This window comes from Leifsonia sp. NPDC058248 (genome assembly GCF_042881905.1).
Taxonomy (GTDB): domain Bacteria; phylum Actinomycetota; class Actinomycetes; order Actinomycetales; family Microbacteriaceae; genus Leifsonia.
This window is the reverse complement of sequence record NZ_JBHVXB010000006.1, coordinates 69,147-83,651: the sequence shown is the minus strand read 5'-3', so window position 1 is coordinate 83,651 and position 14,505 is coordinate 69,147. Positions and strand designations below refer to the sequence as shown.

The window sequence follows — 14,505 nt, the reverse complement described above, 5'->3', positions numbered from 1 at the left end:
AGCCGGAATGCGGTTCGCCCTCAGCCGTCGAGACGCTCGACGAGCAAAGCGGTGTGCTTGCCGCCGACCCGGGTGAGCACGATGGTCGCGGACTCCCCGCCGCTCAGCGACAGCCGCTTGCGCAGGGCGGCGGGGTCGACATCCACCCCCCGCTTCTTGATCTCGAGGGTGCCGATGCCGCGCTCCTTGAGGGCCCGTTTGAGGTCGCGCTCCTGGAACGGGAGCTGCTCGAGCACACGGAATCCCGCGGCGAACGGCGTCTGCGCGGGGGCATCCGTGGTGAAATAGGCGATCCCGTCGCTCACCATGCGGGCGTCGAGCGAGCGGGCGAGGTCGCCGATGAGCCGGGCCCGGATGACCGCCCCGTTCGGCTCGTACAGGTACGCGCCGAGGGTGCCGGTCTCCACATCGTCGCTGTCGGACGCCGCCGTCAGCTCGTGCGCCTCGTCGCCGTGGAGCACCAGAGCAGCGCGCCGGATGCCCGGCCGGGCGAGCGCGCCGAACCAGAGGCCCATCTCGACGAGCTGGCCGTCGACGGAGATCCACTGGGCCTCGGCTGTCGACGGGATGAGGTCGCGGTCGAGTCCGGGCCCGAGCTTCACGCCGACCGAGCGCCCCGTTGCCAGCTCGAAAGCGAAGCCGAGGCTCGGCGAGTACTCGTCGGGGTCGGTGAGACGCGACGTCTGCCCGTGACCGGCCGTGCGGCGCGCGGGGTCGAGGAACACGCCGTCGACGCTCCGCAGGTCGGCGTCTTCGGCACGGCCGAGCTGAACGGTGGCGTTCGGGAAGGGCGCCAGGTTGAAGCTGGCGATCGCGGCGGTGACCTCGTCGGCCTCCACCGCCGTCACCTCGAGCTCGAGCGCGGCGAGAGCCATCGCGTCCCCGCCGATCCCGCAGCCGAGGTCGGCGACATGGTCGAGCTGGGCGGCCGCGAAGCGGCCCGCGTGCCGGGCGGCCACAGACAGGCGGGTGGCCTGCTCGAGCCCGGCCTCGGTGAACAGCATCCGGTCGGCGAACGGACCGAACTTGACCCGCGCCCTGGCGCGCAGCTTGGACTGCGTGAGCACGGCGGCGACGAGGCCCGGCGGGTGGCCCGCTTTGCGTAGATCGCTCACCAGGCGGAGCACGTCGGCCTTCGAGGTGTACGGCGGAAGGGAATCGAGCAGTCGCAGACCTTCGGCCGACAACAGCTCCAGCAGTTCCGACCGTTCCATGCCTTCACGCTACCCTCTTGGCACTCACGTTGCGTGACTGCTAACGAACCCTCTAAACTCGTGTTAGCACTCTCAGTGCGAGTGTGCTAACTCCAGTCTTAGTTCAAGCCAGTGTTTAGTTGAAGAAAGAGGTCAACCGTGTCGGTCTCCATCAAGCCGCTCGAGGATCGCATCGTTATCAAGCAGGTCGAGGCTGAGCAGACCACTGCTTCCGGTCTCGTCATTCCCGACACCGCCAAGGAGAAGCCGCAGGAGGGCGAGGTCATCGCTGTCGGCCCCGGCCGCATCGACGACAACGGCAACCGCGTCCCGATCGACGTCGTCGTCGGCGACAAGGTCCTCTACTCCAAGTACGGCGGAACCGAGGTCGCCTTCTCCGGCGACACGTACCTCGTGCTCTCCGCTCGCGACGTTCTGGCCGTCGTCGTCCGCTGACGACTCGGCTCTGAAGGGCCCGGATGCTTCGGCATCCGGGCCCTTCGTCGTCTCGCGGATGCCGGCCGGCCGTCTGCGCGGTGCGTAGACTCACAGGAATGTCCCAGAGCGAAACCGAATCGGCAGCCGTCACGGCCGCACCGTTGTCCGAGCACCGTCGCTCCGGGATGATCTACGCCATCTCGGCGTATGTGCTGTGGGGCATCCTGCCCATCTACTTCCTGTCGCTCGTGCCCGCCAGCGCGTTCGAGATCGTGGCGTGGCGGGTGCTGTTCTCGCTGGTGTTCTGCGCGATCCTGCTCACGGTCACGCGAAAGTGGCGCGCGTTCGGCGTCCTGCTGCTCAACAAGCGCGTCGTGTTCACGATGGGCGTCGCGGGCGCCCTCATCTACGTCAACTGGCAGACCTATGTGCTCGCCACGGTCTCCGGGCACGTGGTCGAAGCAGCGCTCGGGTACTTCATCAACCCGATCGTCACCGTCTTCCTCGGCGTGCTCGTGCAGCGCGAGAAGCTCCGCGTGGCGCAGTGGGTCGCGGTCGGGGTCAGCGTGGTCGCGGTGATCGTGCTCGCGGTCGGGTACGGGTCGATGCCGTGGATCGCCCTCATCCTGGCCTTCTCCTTCGGGTTGTACGGGCTGATCAAGAAGCGGGTCGGCGGCTCGGTCGACGCCGTCTCCGGCCTCACTCTCGAGACCATCTGGCTCAGCCCGGTGGCCATCGTCCAGCTCATCGTCGTGGGCGCCACCGTCGGAATCACGATCGGCACCATCAGCCCCTGGCACACCGTCGCCATGATCGGCACCGGCGTCATCACCGCCGTTCCGCTGCTGTTCTTCGCCGCCGCCTCCCGACGACTGCCGCTGATCTACATGGGATTCATCCAGTACTTCGCGCCGTTCATCCAGTTCCTGGTCGGTGTCGTGCTGCTGCACGAAGCCATGCCGCCGGAACGCTGGGTCGGGTTCAGCATCGTGTGGCTGGCCCTGCTCATCCTCACCGTCGACATGATCTTCGCCGCGCGCTCCAACCGGCGGGCAGCCGAACTCGACATCGCGACCGTGGAATAAATCCCCAGGGTTCTGCCGTTAGCATTGCCAATACCGCTTGTGAATTCATTGGCCGCGGCGCCGGTGGCGGGCGGATTCTCCCGTTCCTCGCGACGCTTAAAGGGGTGAAATGGATCAGACGGATCCGTTCGGCTTCATCGGTTTGACCTACGACGACGTGATGCTCCTCCCCGGGCACACCGACGTCATCCCCAGTGAGGCGGACACGTCCTCGCAGCTCACCAAGCGCATCCGGGTGGCCTCCCCGCTGCTGTCGAGCGCGATGGACACCGTGACGGAATCGCGCATGGCCATCGCAATGGCACGCAACGGCGGCCTCGGCATCCTGCATCGCAACCTCTCGATCGAAGACCAGGCGGCGCACGTCGACAAGGTCAAGCGGTCCGAGTCGGGCATGATCACGAACCCGGTGACCACGACACCCGACGCCACCGTCGAAGAGGTCGACCTGCTCTGCGGCCAGTTCCGTGTGAGCGGGCTCCCGGTCATCGAGGGCGACGGCACCCTCGTCGGCATCATCACCAACCGCGACATGCGGTTCGTCTCGCCGTTCGAGCGCACCACCACGTACGTCCGCGATGTGATGACGCGTCAGCCGCTCATCACCGCTCCGGTCGGAATCGACCCGGACTCCGCGATCGCCATCTTCGCGCAGCACAAGATCGAGAAGCTGCCGCTGGTCGACGCCGACGGCAAGCTCCGCGGCCTGATCACCGTCAAAGACTTCGACAAGAGCGAGCAGTACCCGAACGCCACCAAAGACGACGAGGGCCGCCTCCGCGTCGGCGCCGCCATCGGCTTCTTCGGCGACGCCTGGGAGCGCGCGATGACGCTGGTCGACGCGGGCGTCGACGTCCTCGTGGTCGACACCGCCAACGGCGACAGCGCCGGCGTGCTCGACATCATCCGCCGCCTCAAGGCGGAGCCGCGTGCCTCGCACGTCGACGTCATCGGCGGCAACGTGGCGACGCGCTCGGGCGCCCAGGCGCTCATCGACGCCGGAGCGGACGCCATCAAGGTGGGCGTCGGACCGGGCTCGATCTGCACCACGCGCGTGGTCGCCGGAGTCGGCGTCCCGCAGGTCACGGCCGTCTACGAGGCTTCTCTCGCCGCCCGCGCGGCCGGTGTCCCGCTCATCGCCGACGGCGGTCTGCAGTATTCGGGCGACATCGCCAAGGCCCTCGTCGCCGGAGCCGACACCGTGATGCTCGGCTCCCTGCTCGCCGGAACGGCCGAGTCGCCCGGCGACCTGGTGTTCGTCAACGGCAAGCAGTTCAAGAACTACCGCGGGATGGGCTCGCTCGGCGCGCTGCAGACCCGCGGCAAGAAGACCTCGTACTCGCGCGACCGCTACTTCCAGGCGGATGTGCCGAGCGACGAGCAGCTCATCGCCGAAGGCATCGAGGGTCAGGTCCCGTATCGCGGCCCGCTCTCGGCCGTCGCCTACCAGCTCATCGGCGGACTCCGCCAGTCGATGTTCTACGTGGGCGCTCGCACCATCCCCGAGCTCAAGGAGCGCGGCAAGTTCGTGCGCATCACCGCGGCCGGGCTCAAGGAGTCCCACCCGCACGACATCCAGATGGTGGTCGAGGCGCCCAACTACCGCCGCTGACCTTCCCGCCCACCGCCCCCCGCTGACCGGCGATTCCGCTGCGGTCCGCCGATCCGCAATCGAGTCCGGACTTGTTGGGTCGAAACTCCGCGTTTCGACCCATTGAGTCCGGACTCGATCGCGTTGCGGAGCGCGATCAGGGTGCGACAGCGGCCAAGCGGAGGATCGCCTCGGTGAGTACGGACGGCGAGCACGCGAAATTGAGCCGCGCGAAGCCGGCGCCCGGGGAGCCGAAGTCGGGGCCGGGCAGGAGCGCGACCCGGGCCTGGTCGAGGGCGACGGCGCTCGGGTCGTCGCCCCAGCCGAGCTCCCGGAAGTCGAGCCACGCCAGATAGCTCGCCCGGGGTTCCCGGTAGCGCACTTCGGGCAGGTACTGGGCCAGCAGCGTCGTGAGCAGGGCGCGGTTCGCCTCGACGGCCTCGAGGACGTCGTCGAGCCAGGGCCCGCCCGCGGTGTACGCGGCCTCGGAGGCGATCCGGCCGAACAGGCTCGTCCGCACCTCGACTTCGTACGGAAGGCCGGAGAGGAGGTCGCTCATCCGGTCGCCCGCTGCGACGAACAGGGCGCACTTGAGCCCGGCGAGGTTCCAGGCCTTGCTCGCGGCGTGGGCGGCGATCCCGTGCTCCCGTGCGGCGTCGGAGACACTGAGGAACGGCGTGAAGGCGGCATCGGAGTGGGTGAGCGGTGCGTGCACCTCGTCGCTCACCACCACGGCGTCGTACCGGGCGGCCAGCTCGGCGACGGCGGCCAGCTCGGCCGCCGTGTGCACGAGCCCGACCGGATTGTGGGGATTGCAGAGCAGGAATGCCCGGGCGCCGGACGCGAACGCCCGCTCGATCCCGGCGAGGTCGAGGGACCATCCGGCGCCGTCGTCGAAGCGGAGCGGAACCTCCTCGACGACTCCGCCCGCCTCCGGCACCATGCCGAAGAACGGCGGATAGACGGGCGGGGTGATGATCACGCGGTCGCCCGGGCGGATGACCAGCCGCAGGGATTCCACGATGACGACGCTCACATCCGTCGTGGTCGTGACGCGCTGCGGGTCCACCTCCCAGCCCCACGTCGACGACGCGTAGGCGGCGAATGCACTCTGCACGTGGCGGTCGGGGCCGACGTACCCGGTGTCGGAGCGCTTCACGGCGTCGATGAGGGCGACGGCGATCGGCTCGGCGAGCGGGTAGTCCATCTCGGCCACGAACAGCGGAAGCACGTCATCCGGATACGCACGCCACTTCTCGCTCGTCCGTGTGCGGAGTCTCTCCAGGGGGTCGGCCGCGATCGTCATGGTCCCACTCTGCCCGTATCCGCCCGAAGACGCATCCATGTCGCCCTCGCCATAGACTGATCGGGTGAGTATGGAGATTGAGATCGGACGCGCCAAGCGCGCTCGCCGCGTGTACGCCTTCGACGACATCGCGGTGGTGCCGAGCCGGCGCACCCGCGACCCCGAGGATGTCTCGGTGTCCTGGTCGATCGACGCGTACCAGTTCTCCATCCCGTTCCTGGCGGCGCCGATGGATTCCGTCGTCTCCCCGACGACCGCCATCATGATGGGCCAGCTGGGCGGTCTCGGCGTCCTCGACCTCGAGGGCGTGTGGACCCGCTACGAAGACCCGGAGCCGCTGCTCGCGGAGATCCGGCAGCTCCCCGCGGGCAAGGCCACCTCGCGCATGCAGGAGATCTACTCCGAGCCGATCAAGCCCGAGCTCGTCACCAGCAGACTGGCCGAGATCCGCGAAGCGGGTGTCACGGTCGCCGGCGCACTGTCGCCGCAGCGCACCCAGGAGCTCTACGAGACGGTCGTCGCTGCAGGCGTGGACCTGTTCGTCATCCGCGGCACTACCGTGTCGGCCGAGCACGTGTCGAAGAACGTCGAGCCCCTCAACCTCAAGAAGTTCATCTACGAACTCGACGTGCCGGTGATCGTCGGCGGCGCCGCGACCTACACCGCAGCGCTGCACCTCATGCGCACCGGTGCGGCCGGCGTGCTGGTCGGCTTCGGCGGCGGAGCGGCGTCCACGACCCGCTCGACGCTCGGAATCCACGCCCCCATGGCCACGGCGGTCGCGGATGTGGCCGGAGCGCGCCGCGACTACATGGACGAGTCGGGTGGCCGCTACGTGCACGTTATCGCCGACGGCGGTCTCGGCAGCTCTGGCGACATCGTGAAGGCGATCGCGTGCGGCGCCGACGCGGTGATGCTCGGATCCACGCTCGCGCGCGCGACGGATGCACCCGGCGGCGGCTGGCACTGGGGCGCAGAGGCGCATCACGCGCAGCTGCCCCGTGGCAACCGTGTCGCGGTCGGTCAGGTGGCTCCTCTCGAGGAGATCCTCTACGGGCCGGCGCCGGTCGCCGAAGGCACCGCCAACCTGGTGGGCGCTCTGCGGCGCTCCATGGCCACCACGGGCTACTCGGACCTGAAGGAGTTCCAGCGCGTCGAAGTCGTCGTCGCGCCGTACAACGCGCACTGAAGTCGGCCGATGACGGCCGAGAGAGGGAGAGAACGATGGTCACGACCAGATCCACCTCACACCCTGCCGTGTCGTCCACGTCACGGCTCGGTCCGGCTGAACGCGCCGACGCGATAGCGGCGCTGAAGGAGACCGAGCTCGACATCCTCGTGATCGGCGGCGGAATCGTCGGAACGGGGAGCGCTGTCGACGCGGTGACCCGCGGTCTCAGCGTCGGTCTCGTCGAGGCCAGGGACTTCGCATCCGGAACCTCGAGCAGGTCGTCGAAACTCGTGCATGGCGGCATCCGCTACCTCGAGCAGCTCGACTTCCGGCTGGTGCGGGAGGCTCTGATCGAGCGCGGCCTGCTGCTGCAGCGCATCGCGCCGCACCTCGTGAAGCCGGTCCGCTTCCTCTACCCGCTCAAGAAACGCGTCGTCGAGCGTGCCTACGTGGGCGCCGGGATGCTGCTCTACGACATCTTCTCGTACACCGGTCTGCGGCCGCCGGGAGTGCCGCACCACCGTCACCTCACCAAGCGGCAGGTGATGCGGGCCATTCCGAGTCTCGCGAGCGACGCTCTGATCGGTGGGATCACGTACTACGACGCGCAGGTGGACGACGCCCGCTATGTCGCGAACCTCGCCCGTACGGCGGCCCACTACGGCGCGCATGTCGCCAGCCGGGTGCGCGTGGAGGGCTTCATCAAGGTCGGTCAGCGCGTCGTCGGCGTTCAGGCGCACGACCTCGAGACCGGGGAGCGCTTCGAGATCCGCGCCAAGCAGGTGGTGAACGCCACCGGTGTCTGGACCGACGACACCCAGGCCATGGTGGGCGAGCGCGGACAGTTCAAGGTGCGCGCCTCGAAGGGCATCCACCTCGTCGTGCCGCGCGACCGGTTCCAGTCGAAGATGGGCCTGCTGCTGCGCACGGAGAAGAGCGTGCTCTTCGTCATCCCGTGGGGGCGGCACTGGCTGGTCGGCACGACCGACACGGACTGGCACCTCGACAAGGCGCACCCGGCCGCGACCGCGGCCGACATCGACTACGTGCTCGCGCACGTGAACGCCGTTCTCGCCGTCCCGTTGACCCGGGAAGACGTCGAGGGTGTCTACGCCGGCTTGCGTCCGCTGCTGGCGGGCGAGTCGGAGCAGACCTCGAAGCTGTCGCGCGAGCACCTCGTGGCGCACTCGGTACCCGGCCTCGTCGTGATCGCGGGCGGCAAGTGGACCACCTACCGGATCATGGCGAAGGATGCGATCGACGCGGCCGTCGACGCGCTCGACGGCAAGATCGCCGCAAGCACGACGGACGAGATCTCCCTCGTCGGCGCTGAGGGCTACCAGGCCGCCTGGAACCGGCGCAGCCGGATCGCGCAGGAGAGCGGCCTGCACGTCGCACGGATCGAGCACCTGCTCAACCGGTACGGAACACTGGCCGAGGACATCCTCGACCTGATCCGCGACGATCCCTCGCTCGCCGATCCCCTTCCCGGCGCCGACGACTACGTGGGGGCGGAGGTCGTCTACGCGGCCACCAGCGAGGGTGCGCTGCACCTCGAAGACGTGCTCGCCAGGCGCACCCGTATCTCGATCGAGGCGTGGGACCGCGGCGTCTCCGCAGCGCCCGTGGCCGCTCGCCTGATGGCCGGAGTGCTCGGCTGGGACAAGGCCCGAGAAGAGCGCGAGGTGCAGACCTACCTCAAGCGGGTGGCCGCCGAGCGAGCGAGCCAGCTGCAGCCGGACGACGAGTCCGCCGACCGCATCCGGCTCGAGGCGCCCGACATCGTCGACGTCGACGCGGCGGCGGCGAAGGCGGCCAAGGAGGCGCGCGCCGCGGCCAGGGCTCGCGCCCCGAGGAAGCCCGCCGCGGCGAAGACGCCGGCGGAGAACCCGGCGGAGAACCCGGAAGGCGGGGCGCCCGCCTCCGAGTAGTCGCAGCCCCTACACCATCCACCCCGGAGCCGCCTTCAGGCGGCTCCGGTACGATTGTGGGACTGCCCCCAAGCAAGTGGAGACGGAACATGGTTGACGTTCGACGGGTCAAACTGCCCGGGGTCGGGGTGCTGCACACCTTCGTCACAGACGATGGCGGAAAGGTCGGTGTGATCGCACACCGCTCGGGCCACAGCGACCTGATCACGTTCTCAGACAACGAAGACGGCGCCGATGTGACCAAGGTGTCACTGCGCCTCAGCGAAGACGAGGCGCACACGCTCGCCGAACTCCTGGGCGGCACGCAGATCACCGAAGCGCTCAGTGCGCTCGACCAGATCCCCGGGCTCAGCATCGACTGGTTCTCCGTCGACTACGACGACTACATCGCCGGCCAGCCGCTCGGCGCACCCGCCGACCGCGGCCTCGTCGGCCTCACGGTCGTCGCGGTGGTGCGCGGCGAGTCCGCCAACCCGGCGCCGGCGCCCGACTTCAAGGTCTTCCCCGGCGACACGCTCGTCGTCGCCGGCTCGCCCGAGAAGGTGGGCAAGGCCTTCACCTTCTTCCGCACCGGTGAGCTGCCCGCTCGCGCCACCGCAGACGCGCCGCCCTGGGGATAGTCGATGCATCTCGGCGAAGACCTCATCGTTCTCGGCGTCCTCCTGCTCGTGGCCTACGTGCTCGGGCGTCTCGGCAAGCTGGTGGGTCTCCCCGCGATTCCCGTCTACATGATCGTCGGGCTGCTCGCCAGCCCGCACACCGGCTGGTTCCCGCTCAACTTCGAGTCGAACTACATCGAGCTGATCGCGATCTTCGGATTGATCCTGCTCCTGTTCAATCTCGGGCTCGAATTCGATCAAGACGAATTCTTCGGCAACTTCGGCAAGCTCATCATCTCGGGTGGGTCGTACATCGTCGTCAACATGGGCGCCGGCCTGATCTTCGGGTTCATGGTCGGATGGGGCACACGCGAGGCGCTGATCATCGCGGGGATGACGGCCACCTCGTCGAGTGCGATCGTCACCAAGCTGCTCATCGAGCTGAAGAGGCTCGCCAACAAAGAGACGCCGATGATCCTCGGCGTCACCGTGGTCGAAGACATCTTCATCGCGATCTACCTCGCGATCGTCTCCGTCGTCCTGAGCGGCGAGACCGACTTCTGGCCGATCGTCGCCAAGCTGGCCATCGCCTTCACCTTCCTCGTCGTGATGTTCACGATCGCGCGCTGGGGCGGGCGCTACGTCTCCCGGCTGTTCCGCACCAAAGACGACGAGCTCTTCACGATCCTCTTCTTCGGCTTCGCCGTGCTCTTCGCCGGCATCGGCGAGGTGCTGGGCGTGACGGACGCGATCGGCGCCTTCCTCATCGGACTCGTGCTGGGCGCGACCAAGTACCGCAAGAAGATCGAGAACATCGCCGTCCCGCTGCGCGACGTGTTCGCGGCGTTCTTCTTCCTCAACTTCGGTCTGGCGCTCAACCCCGCCCAGTTCCCCGAGGTCCTGGTCCCCGTGCTGCTCGCCGTGCTGCTGACGATCGTGCTGAACATCCTGGCGGGGCAGTTCGTGGCGTGGATCAACGGGATGGGCATCCAGGCCGGCATCAACACCACCGTGATCCTGCAGAATCGCGGCGAGTTCGCCCTGATCCTCGCCACCCTCTCGCTCAGCGCCGGATTGGATGCCCGCATCCAGCCGTTCGCCGGGCTCTACGTGCTCATCATGGCCGTGATCGGTCCGGTGCTCGCAGCAAACTCAGAGAAGATCGGTGGGATGATTCTGCGGACCGGCAAATCATCGAAGAAGCGTGCCAAGAAGCTGCACGATCCCATGTTCGACGAGGAGATCGCGCTCGTGGAGGCCGCAACGGCCGACCCCGAACCCGACTCCGAGTCGCGGTCCGACGACACCAGGAAGGCCATCGACCGCGTCGTCGAGCAGGCCATGCAGCAGCAGGACACCACCAGGGACCGAAAGCGGGACTGAGACATTAGCGAGACCACCGGCAGCGGAGAGACCACGCTGTTCCAGATGATGCTGCGCCCGCGCTGGATCGGCGCGCTCGTCCTGGCGCTGGCGCTCGCCGCCGGATTCGCGTGGCTCGGCCAATGGCAGCTCGAGCGCGCCGTCGAATCGGGCACCGTGATCGACGCCCCGAGCGAGACGGTGCTGCCGCTCGCGCAGGTCGCGAAGCCGAACGGACCGATCACCGACAAGGCCACCGGGCAGCTGGTGACGGTCACCGGCACGTTCGTCCCCACGGACTACGAGCTGCTCCAGGGCCGGCTGAACAAGGGCACGGCCGGGTGGTGGGTCGTCGCGCACGTGACGGTCGAGGATGCCGCATCCGGGCATCCGGTCGCCCTCGCGGTGGCGCGCGGCTGGGCCGCCGACAAGCCGACCGCCGAGTCCGCGATGGCGCGGCTCGCGAACGAGGAGTCGGTCCCGCAGGAGATCGTAGGGAGGTTGCTGCCGACGGAGGCCCCCGAGGTGCCCACCGACAAGAGCCATCCCACGGTGATGACCACGATGTCGGTGGCCGCGCTCTACAACCTGTGGTCGGGCGTCGACGGCGTCGACGTGTACTCCGCTTACGTGGTCGAGCGCACCCCGCCGCCCGGGCTGGTGAAGATCGACTCGCCGCCGCCCATCCAGGAGAGCACCCTCAACTGGCTCAACGTCTTCTACGCGGCCGAGTGGATCATCTTCGCCGGGTTCGCCATCTTCTTCTGGTACCGGCTGGTGAAGGACGCGAAGCAGCGCGAAGACGAAGAACGCGAGCTCGCACAGGAAACGGCCCTGGCGGCCGGGAAAGTAGAATAGGACCATGCCCCTCGCTCCCAAGCCCGAAGACTTCCCGAAGATCCGCGGGGCGCTCCGGTTCTACCAGGTCTTCGCCTACATCACCGGCATCATGCTCCTCCTGCTCTGCGTGGAGATGATCATCAAGTACGGGATGGGCTACCAGCTCTTCGCGTTCAGCAACTACGGGGTGTTCGCCTTCGTACCGGTCAACGCCGCGGTGGCTCCCACCGGGGTCGACCTGAGCACGGGCATCCTGATCGCTCACGGCTGGCTGTACGTGGTGTACCTGTTCTCCGACTTCCGGCTCTGGAGCCTGATGCGGTGGAACTTCGGGAAGTTCGTGGCGATCGCCCTCGGTGGCGTCATCCCGTTCCTGTCGTTCTTCGTCGAAGCCCGCATCACCAAGCAGGTGAAGTCGTACCTGGCCGGCCGAGAGGCCGAAGCAGCGACCCTCGTGGAGGCATCAAATTAGCACCGACCCCGTATTCACCGACATCCTGGGCGCGGCCGACTCGGCCAACCCGTCGGGACCGGTTCTCGTCGTCGACTTCGGTGCGCAGTACGCGCAGCTGATCGCGCGGCGCGTCCGCGAGGCGAGCGTCTACTCCGAGATCGTGCCGCACACCGTCACCGCGTCCGAGGTCGCCGCCAAGCGCCCGTCGGGCATCGTGCTCTCCGGCGGTCCGTCCAGTGTCTACGAAGAGGGCGCCCCTCAGCTCGACCCGGCGATCTTCGACCTCGGTGTGCCCGTGCTCGGCATCTGCTACGGCTTCCAGGTCATGGCGACCACGCTCGGCGGCGAGGTGGCGCACACCGGCCTGCGCGAGTACGGCTCGACCGACGTGACCATCACGGACTCGGGCGTGCTGCTCGACGGTCAGCCCGGTGAGCAGACCGCCTGGATGAGCCACGGCGACTCCGTGTCGAAGGCGCCGGAAGGCTTCCAGGTGCTCGCGTCCACCGCTTCGACCCCGGTCGCCGCGTTCGCGAACGACGAGCGACGGCTGTACGGCGTGCAGTGGCACCCCGAGGTCAAGCACTCGGCTTACGGCCAGGCCGTGCTCGAGAACTTCCTGCACCGCGCCGCAGGCATCCCGGCCGACTGGAACAGCGGCAACGTGATCGCCGACCAGGTCGCCGCGATCCGTGCCCAGGTGGGTTCGGGCAAGGTCATCTGCGGCCTCTCCGGCGGGGTCGACTCGGCCGTCGCTGCCGCTCTCGTGCACGAGGCCGTCGGCGACCAGCTGGTCTGCGTGTTCGTCGACCACGGCCTGCTGCGCAAAGACGAGCGCCGGCAGGTCGAGGAGGACTACGTGCAGGCCACGGGCGTCCGCCTCGTCACCATCGACGCCGAGAAGCAGTTCCTCGACGCGCTGGCCGGCGTCAGCGACCCCGAGACCAAGCGCAAGATCATCGGTCGCGAGTTCATCCGGACCTTCGAGCAGGCGCAGGCCGATCTGATCGCGGAGGCGGCCGGCGAAGGCGACCCCATCCGATTCCTCGTGCAGGGCACGCTCTACCCGGATGTCGTCGAGTCCGGCGGCGGAACCGGCACCGCGAACATCAAGAGCCACCACAATGTGGGCGGACTCCCCGAAGATCTCCAGTTCGAGCTCGTCGAGCCGTTGCGCACCCTGTTCAAAGACGAGGTCCGCGCGATCGGCCGCGAGCTCGGCCTGCCCGAAGCGATCGTCGGACGCCAGCCGTTCCCCGGCCCGGGCCTCGGCATCCGCATCGTCGGCGAGGTCACCAAGGAGCGCCTCGAGCTGCTGCGCGACGCCGACGCCATCGCGCGCGCCGAGCTCACCGCCGCCGGGCTCGACAACGAGATCTGGCAGTGCCCGGTCGTGCTGCTCGCCGACGTGCGCTCGGTGGGCGTGCAGGGCGACGGCCGCACCTACGGCCACCCGATCGTGCTGCGCCCGGTGTCGAGCGAAGACGCGATGACCGCCGACTGGACCCGCCTGCCGTACGACGTGCTGGCGAAGATCTCCACGCGCATCACGAACGAGGTCGACGGCGTCAACCGCGTCGTGCTCGACGTCACGTCGAAGCCGCCGGGAACCATCGAATGGGAGTGACCCTCCCGTACACGTGAAAAGGGCCGGAATGCTGATGCATCCCGGCCCTTCGCGTTGTGCGGCGCCGCGTTGTGCGGGGCTGCGCAGTGCCGTGCTAGTTGCGCGCGATCGCGAAGATGCGGAGCAGTTCGAGGTAGAGCCAGATGACGGTGACCATGATGCCGAAGGCACCCGTCCAGCCGTAGACCCGGGGAGCCCGGTTCTTCACGCCCTGCTGAATGGCGTCGAAGTCGAGGACCAGCGAGTACGCGGCCATGATGACGACGAGGATGCCGACCACGATTCCGAGCGGGATGCCGAAGATCTTGACGTCGCCGCTGAGGCCGAACGGGCTGGTGGTCGCGCCGGTCCAGACGAGCACGACGTTCACGAGCGAGAACACGAGGTAACCGACCATCGCGATCAGGAAGACCTTGGTGGCCTTGGCCGAGGCGCGGATCTTGCCGCTGGCGAAGAGGGCGAGTGTGACGCCGACGACCACGATCGTGGCGATGACGGCCTGCAGGACGATGCCGCCCCATGTCGCCTCGAAGTACGCGGAGATGCCGCCCACGAAGAGCCCCTGCACGCCCGCATAGGCGAGGATCAGGGGCGGTGAGGGCTTTCTCTTGAAGATGTTCACGAGGGCCAGCACGAAGCCGACGATCGCAGCCGGGATCCAGATGCCGGGAACGACCCAGCCGATGACCGCTCCGACCACCAGGATGCCGAAGCTGATGGCCGTCTTGACGACCGTGTCTTCGACCGTCATGCGGTCGGTGTCGACCGAGGTCGCCGACGGCGACTCGTACATCTGCTGAAGCTTGTCTGCGCTCAGCGTCGCGTTGGCGGCCGATCCGTTCTGGAAGGCCGGGCTCTGCGAGAAGGCCGGGTTTGAGGTGGCCATGGGTTCCTCTGCTCACGTAGTG

General features: G+C 68.1%; 13 protein-coding genes. 10 read left to right on the top strand and 3 right to left on the bottom strand.

What is annotated here, in order from left to right; all coding sequences use genetic code 11:
• Positions 1-20: 20 nt before the first annotated feature.
• Positions 21-1,214: an SAM-dependent methyltransferase gene (locus ACFVV5_RS11185; RefSeq protein WP_387243452.1), complete on the bottom strand. Its 1,194-nt coding sequence runs from the start codon at positions 1,212-1,214 to the stop codon at positions 21-23.
• A 138-nt stretch (positions 1,215-1,352) separates the two neighbouring features.
• Here ACFVV5_RS11185 and groES point away from each other — a divergent pair, with 138 nt between their 5' ends.
• The 3 genes from groES (at position 1,353) to guaB (ending at position 4,328) form a co-directional block, all read left to right on the top strand.
• Positions 1,353-1,649, top strand: a complete 297-nt coding sequence (gene groES, locus ACFVV5_RS11180; RefSeq protein WP_387243449.1) for a co-chaperone GroES — start codon at positions 1,353-1,355, stop codon at positions 1,647-1,649.
• 98 nt (positions 1,650-1,747) lie between these two features.
• A complete protein-coding gene (gene rarD / locus ACFVV5_RS11175) occupies positions 1,748-2,716 on the top strand; it encodes an EamA family transporter RarD (protein WP_387243446.1) in 969 nt (322 codons plus the stop codon).
• A 109-nt stretch (positions 2,717-2,825) separates the two neighbouring features.
• Entirely contained in the window at positions 2,826-4,328 is a 1,503-nt protein-coding gene (gene guaB / locus ACFVV5_RS11170) for an IMP dehydrogenase (RefSeq protein ID WP_387243443.1), read from the top strand.
• Positions 4,329-4,464: 136 nt separating this feature from the next.
• Here guaB and ACFVV5_RS11165 read toward each other — a convergent pair whose 3' ends face one another.
• Positions 4,465-5,613: a MalY/PatB family protein gene (locus ACFVV5_RS11165; RefSeq protein ID WP_387243440.1), complete on the bottom strand. Its 1,149-nt coding sequence runs from the start codon at positions 5,611-5,613 to the stop codon at positions 4,465-4,467.
• 70 nt (positions 5,614-5,683) lie between these two features.
• Between ACFVV5_RS11165 and ACFVV5_RS11160 the strand changes: the two genes are divergently transcribed.
• The 7 genes from ACFVV5_RS11160 (at position 5,684) to guaA (ending at position 13,597) form a co-directional block, all read left to right on the top strand.
• On the top strand, positions 5,684-6,802 hold the full coding sequence (locus tag ACFVV5_RS11160; protein ID WP_387244133.1) for a GuaB3 family IMP dehydrogenase-related protein: 1,119 nt from the start codon (positions 5,684-5,686) through the stop codon (positions 6,800-6,802).
• A gap of 35 nt (positions 6,803-6,837) precedes the next feature.
• Positions 6,838-8,715 (top strand): glycerol-3-phosphate dehydrogenase/oxidase, encoded by a 1,878-nt coding sequence (locus tag ACFVV5_RS11155; RefSeq protein WP_387243437.1) that lies wholly within the window; start codon positions 6,838-6,840, stop codon positions 8,713-8,715.
• Positions 8,716-8,804: 89 nt separating this feature from the next.
• Positions 8,805-9,335, top strand: coding sequence for a cation:proton antiporter regulatory subunit (locus tag ACFVV5_RS11150; protein WP_387243434.1), 531 nt, complete (start codon positions 8,805-8,807; stop codon positions 9,333-9,335).
• A 3-nt stretch (positions 9,336-9,338) separates the two neighbouring features.
• Positions 9,339-10,697, top strand: a complete 1,359-nt coding sequence (locus ACFVV5_RS11145; RefSeq protein ID WP_387243431.1) for a cation:proton antiporter — start codon at positions 9,339-9,341, stop codon at positions 10,695-10,697.
• 45 nt (positions 10,698-10,742) lie between these two features.
• A complete protein-coding gene (locus tag ACFVV5_RS11140; RefSeq protein WP_387243428.1) occupies positions 10,743-11,534 on the top strand; it encodes an SURF1 family protein in 792 nt (263 codons plus the stop codon).
• Between the two features lie 4 nt (positions 11,535-11,538).
• Positions 11,539-11,988, top strand: a complete 450-nt coding sequence (locus ACFVV5_RS11135) for a DUF3817 domain-containing protein (RefSeq protein WP_387243425.1) — start codon at positions 11,539-11,541, stop codon at positions 11,986-11,988.
• A 25-nt stretch (positions 11,989-12,013) separates the two neighbouring features.
• Positions 12,014-13,597: a glutamine-hydrolyzing GMP synthase gene (guaA, locus tag ACFVV5_RS11130; RefSeq protein WP_387244130.1), complete on the top strand. Its 1,584-nt coding sequence runs from the start codon at positions 12,014-12,016 to the stop codon at positions 13,595-13,597.
• Between the two features lie 94 nt (positions 13,598-13,691).
• On the opposite strand, the gene ACFVV5_RS11125 is transcribed toward guaA, so the two are convergent.
• Positions 13,692-14,483, bottom strand: coding sequence for a Bax inhibitor-1/YccA family protein (locus tag ACFVV5_RS11125; RefSeq protein ID WP_387243422.1), 792 nt, complete (start codon positions 14,481-14,483; stop codon positions 13,692-13,694).
• Between the last annotated feature and the right edge of the window lie 22 nt (positions 14,484-14,505).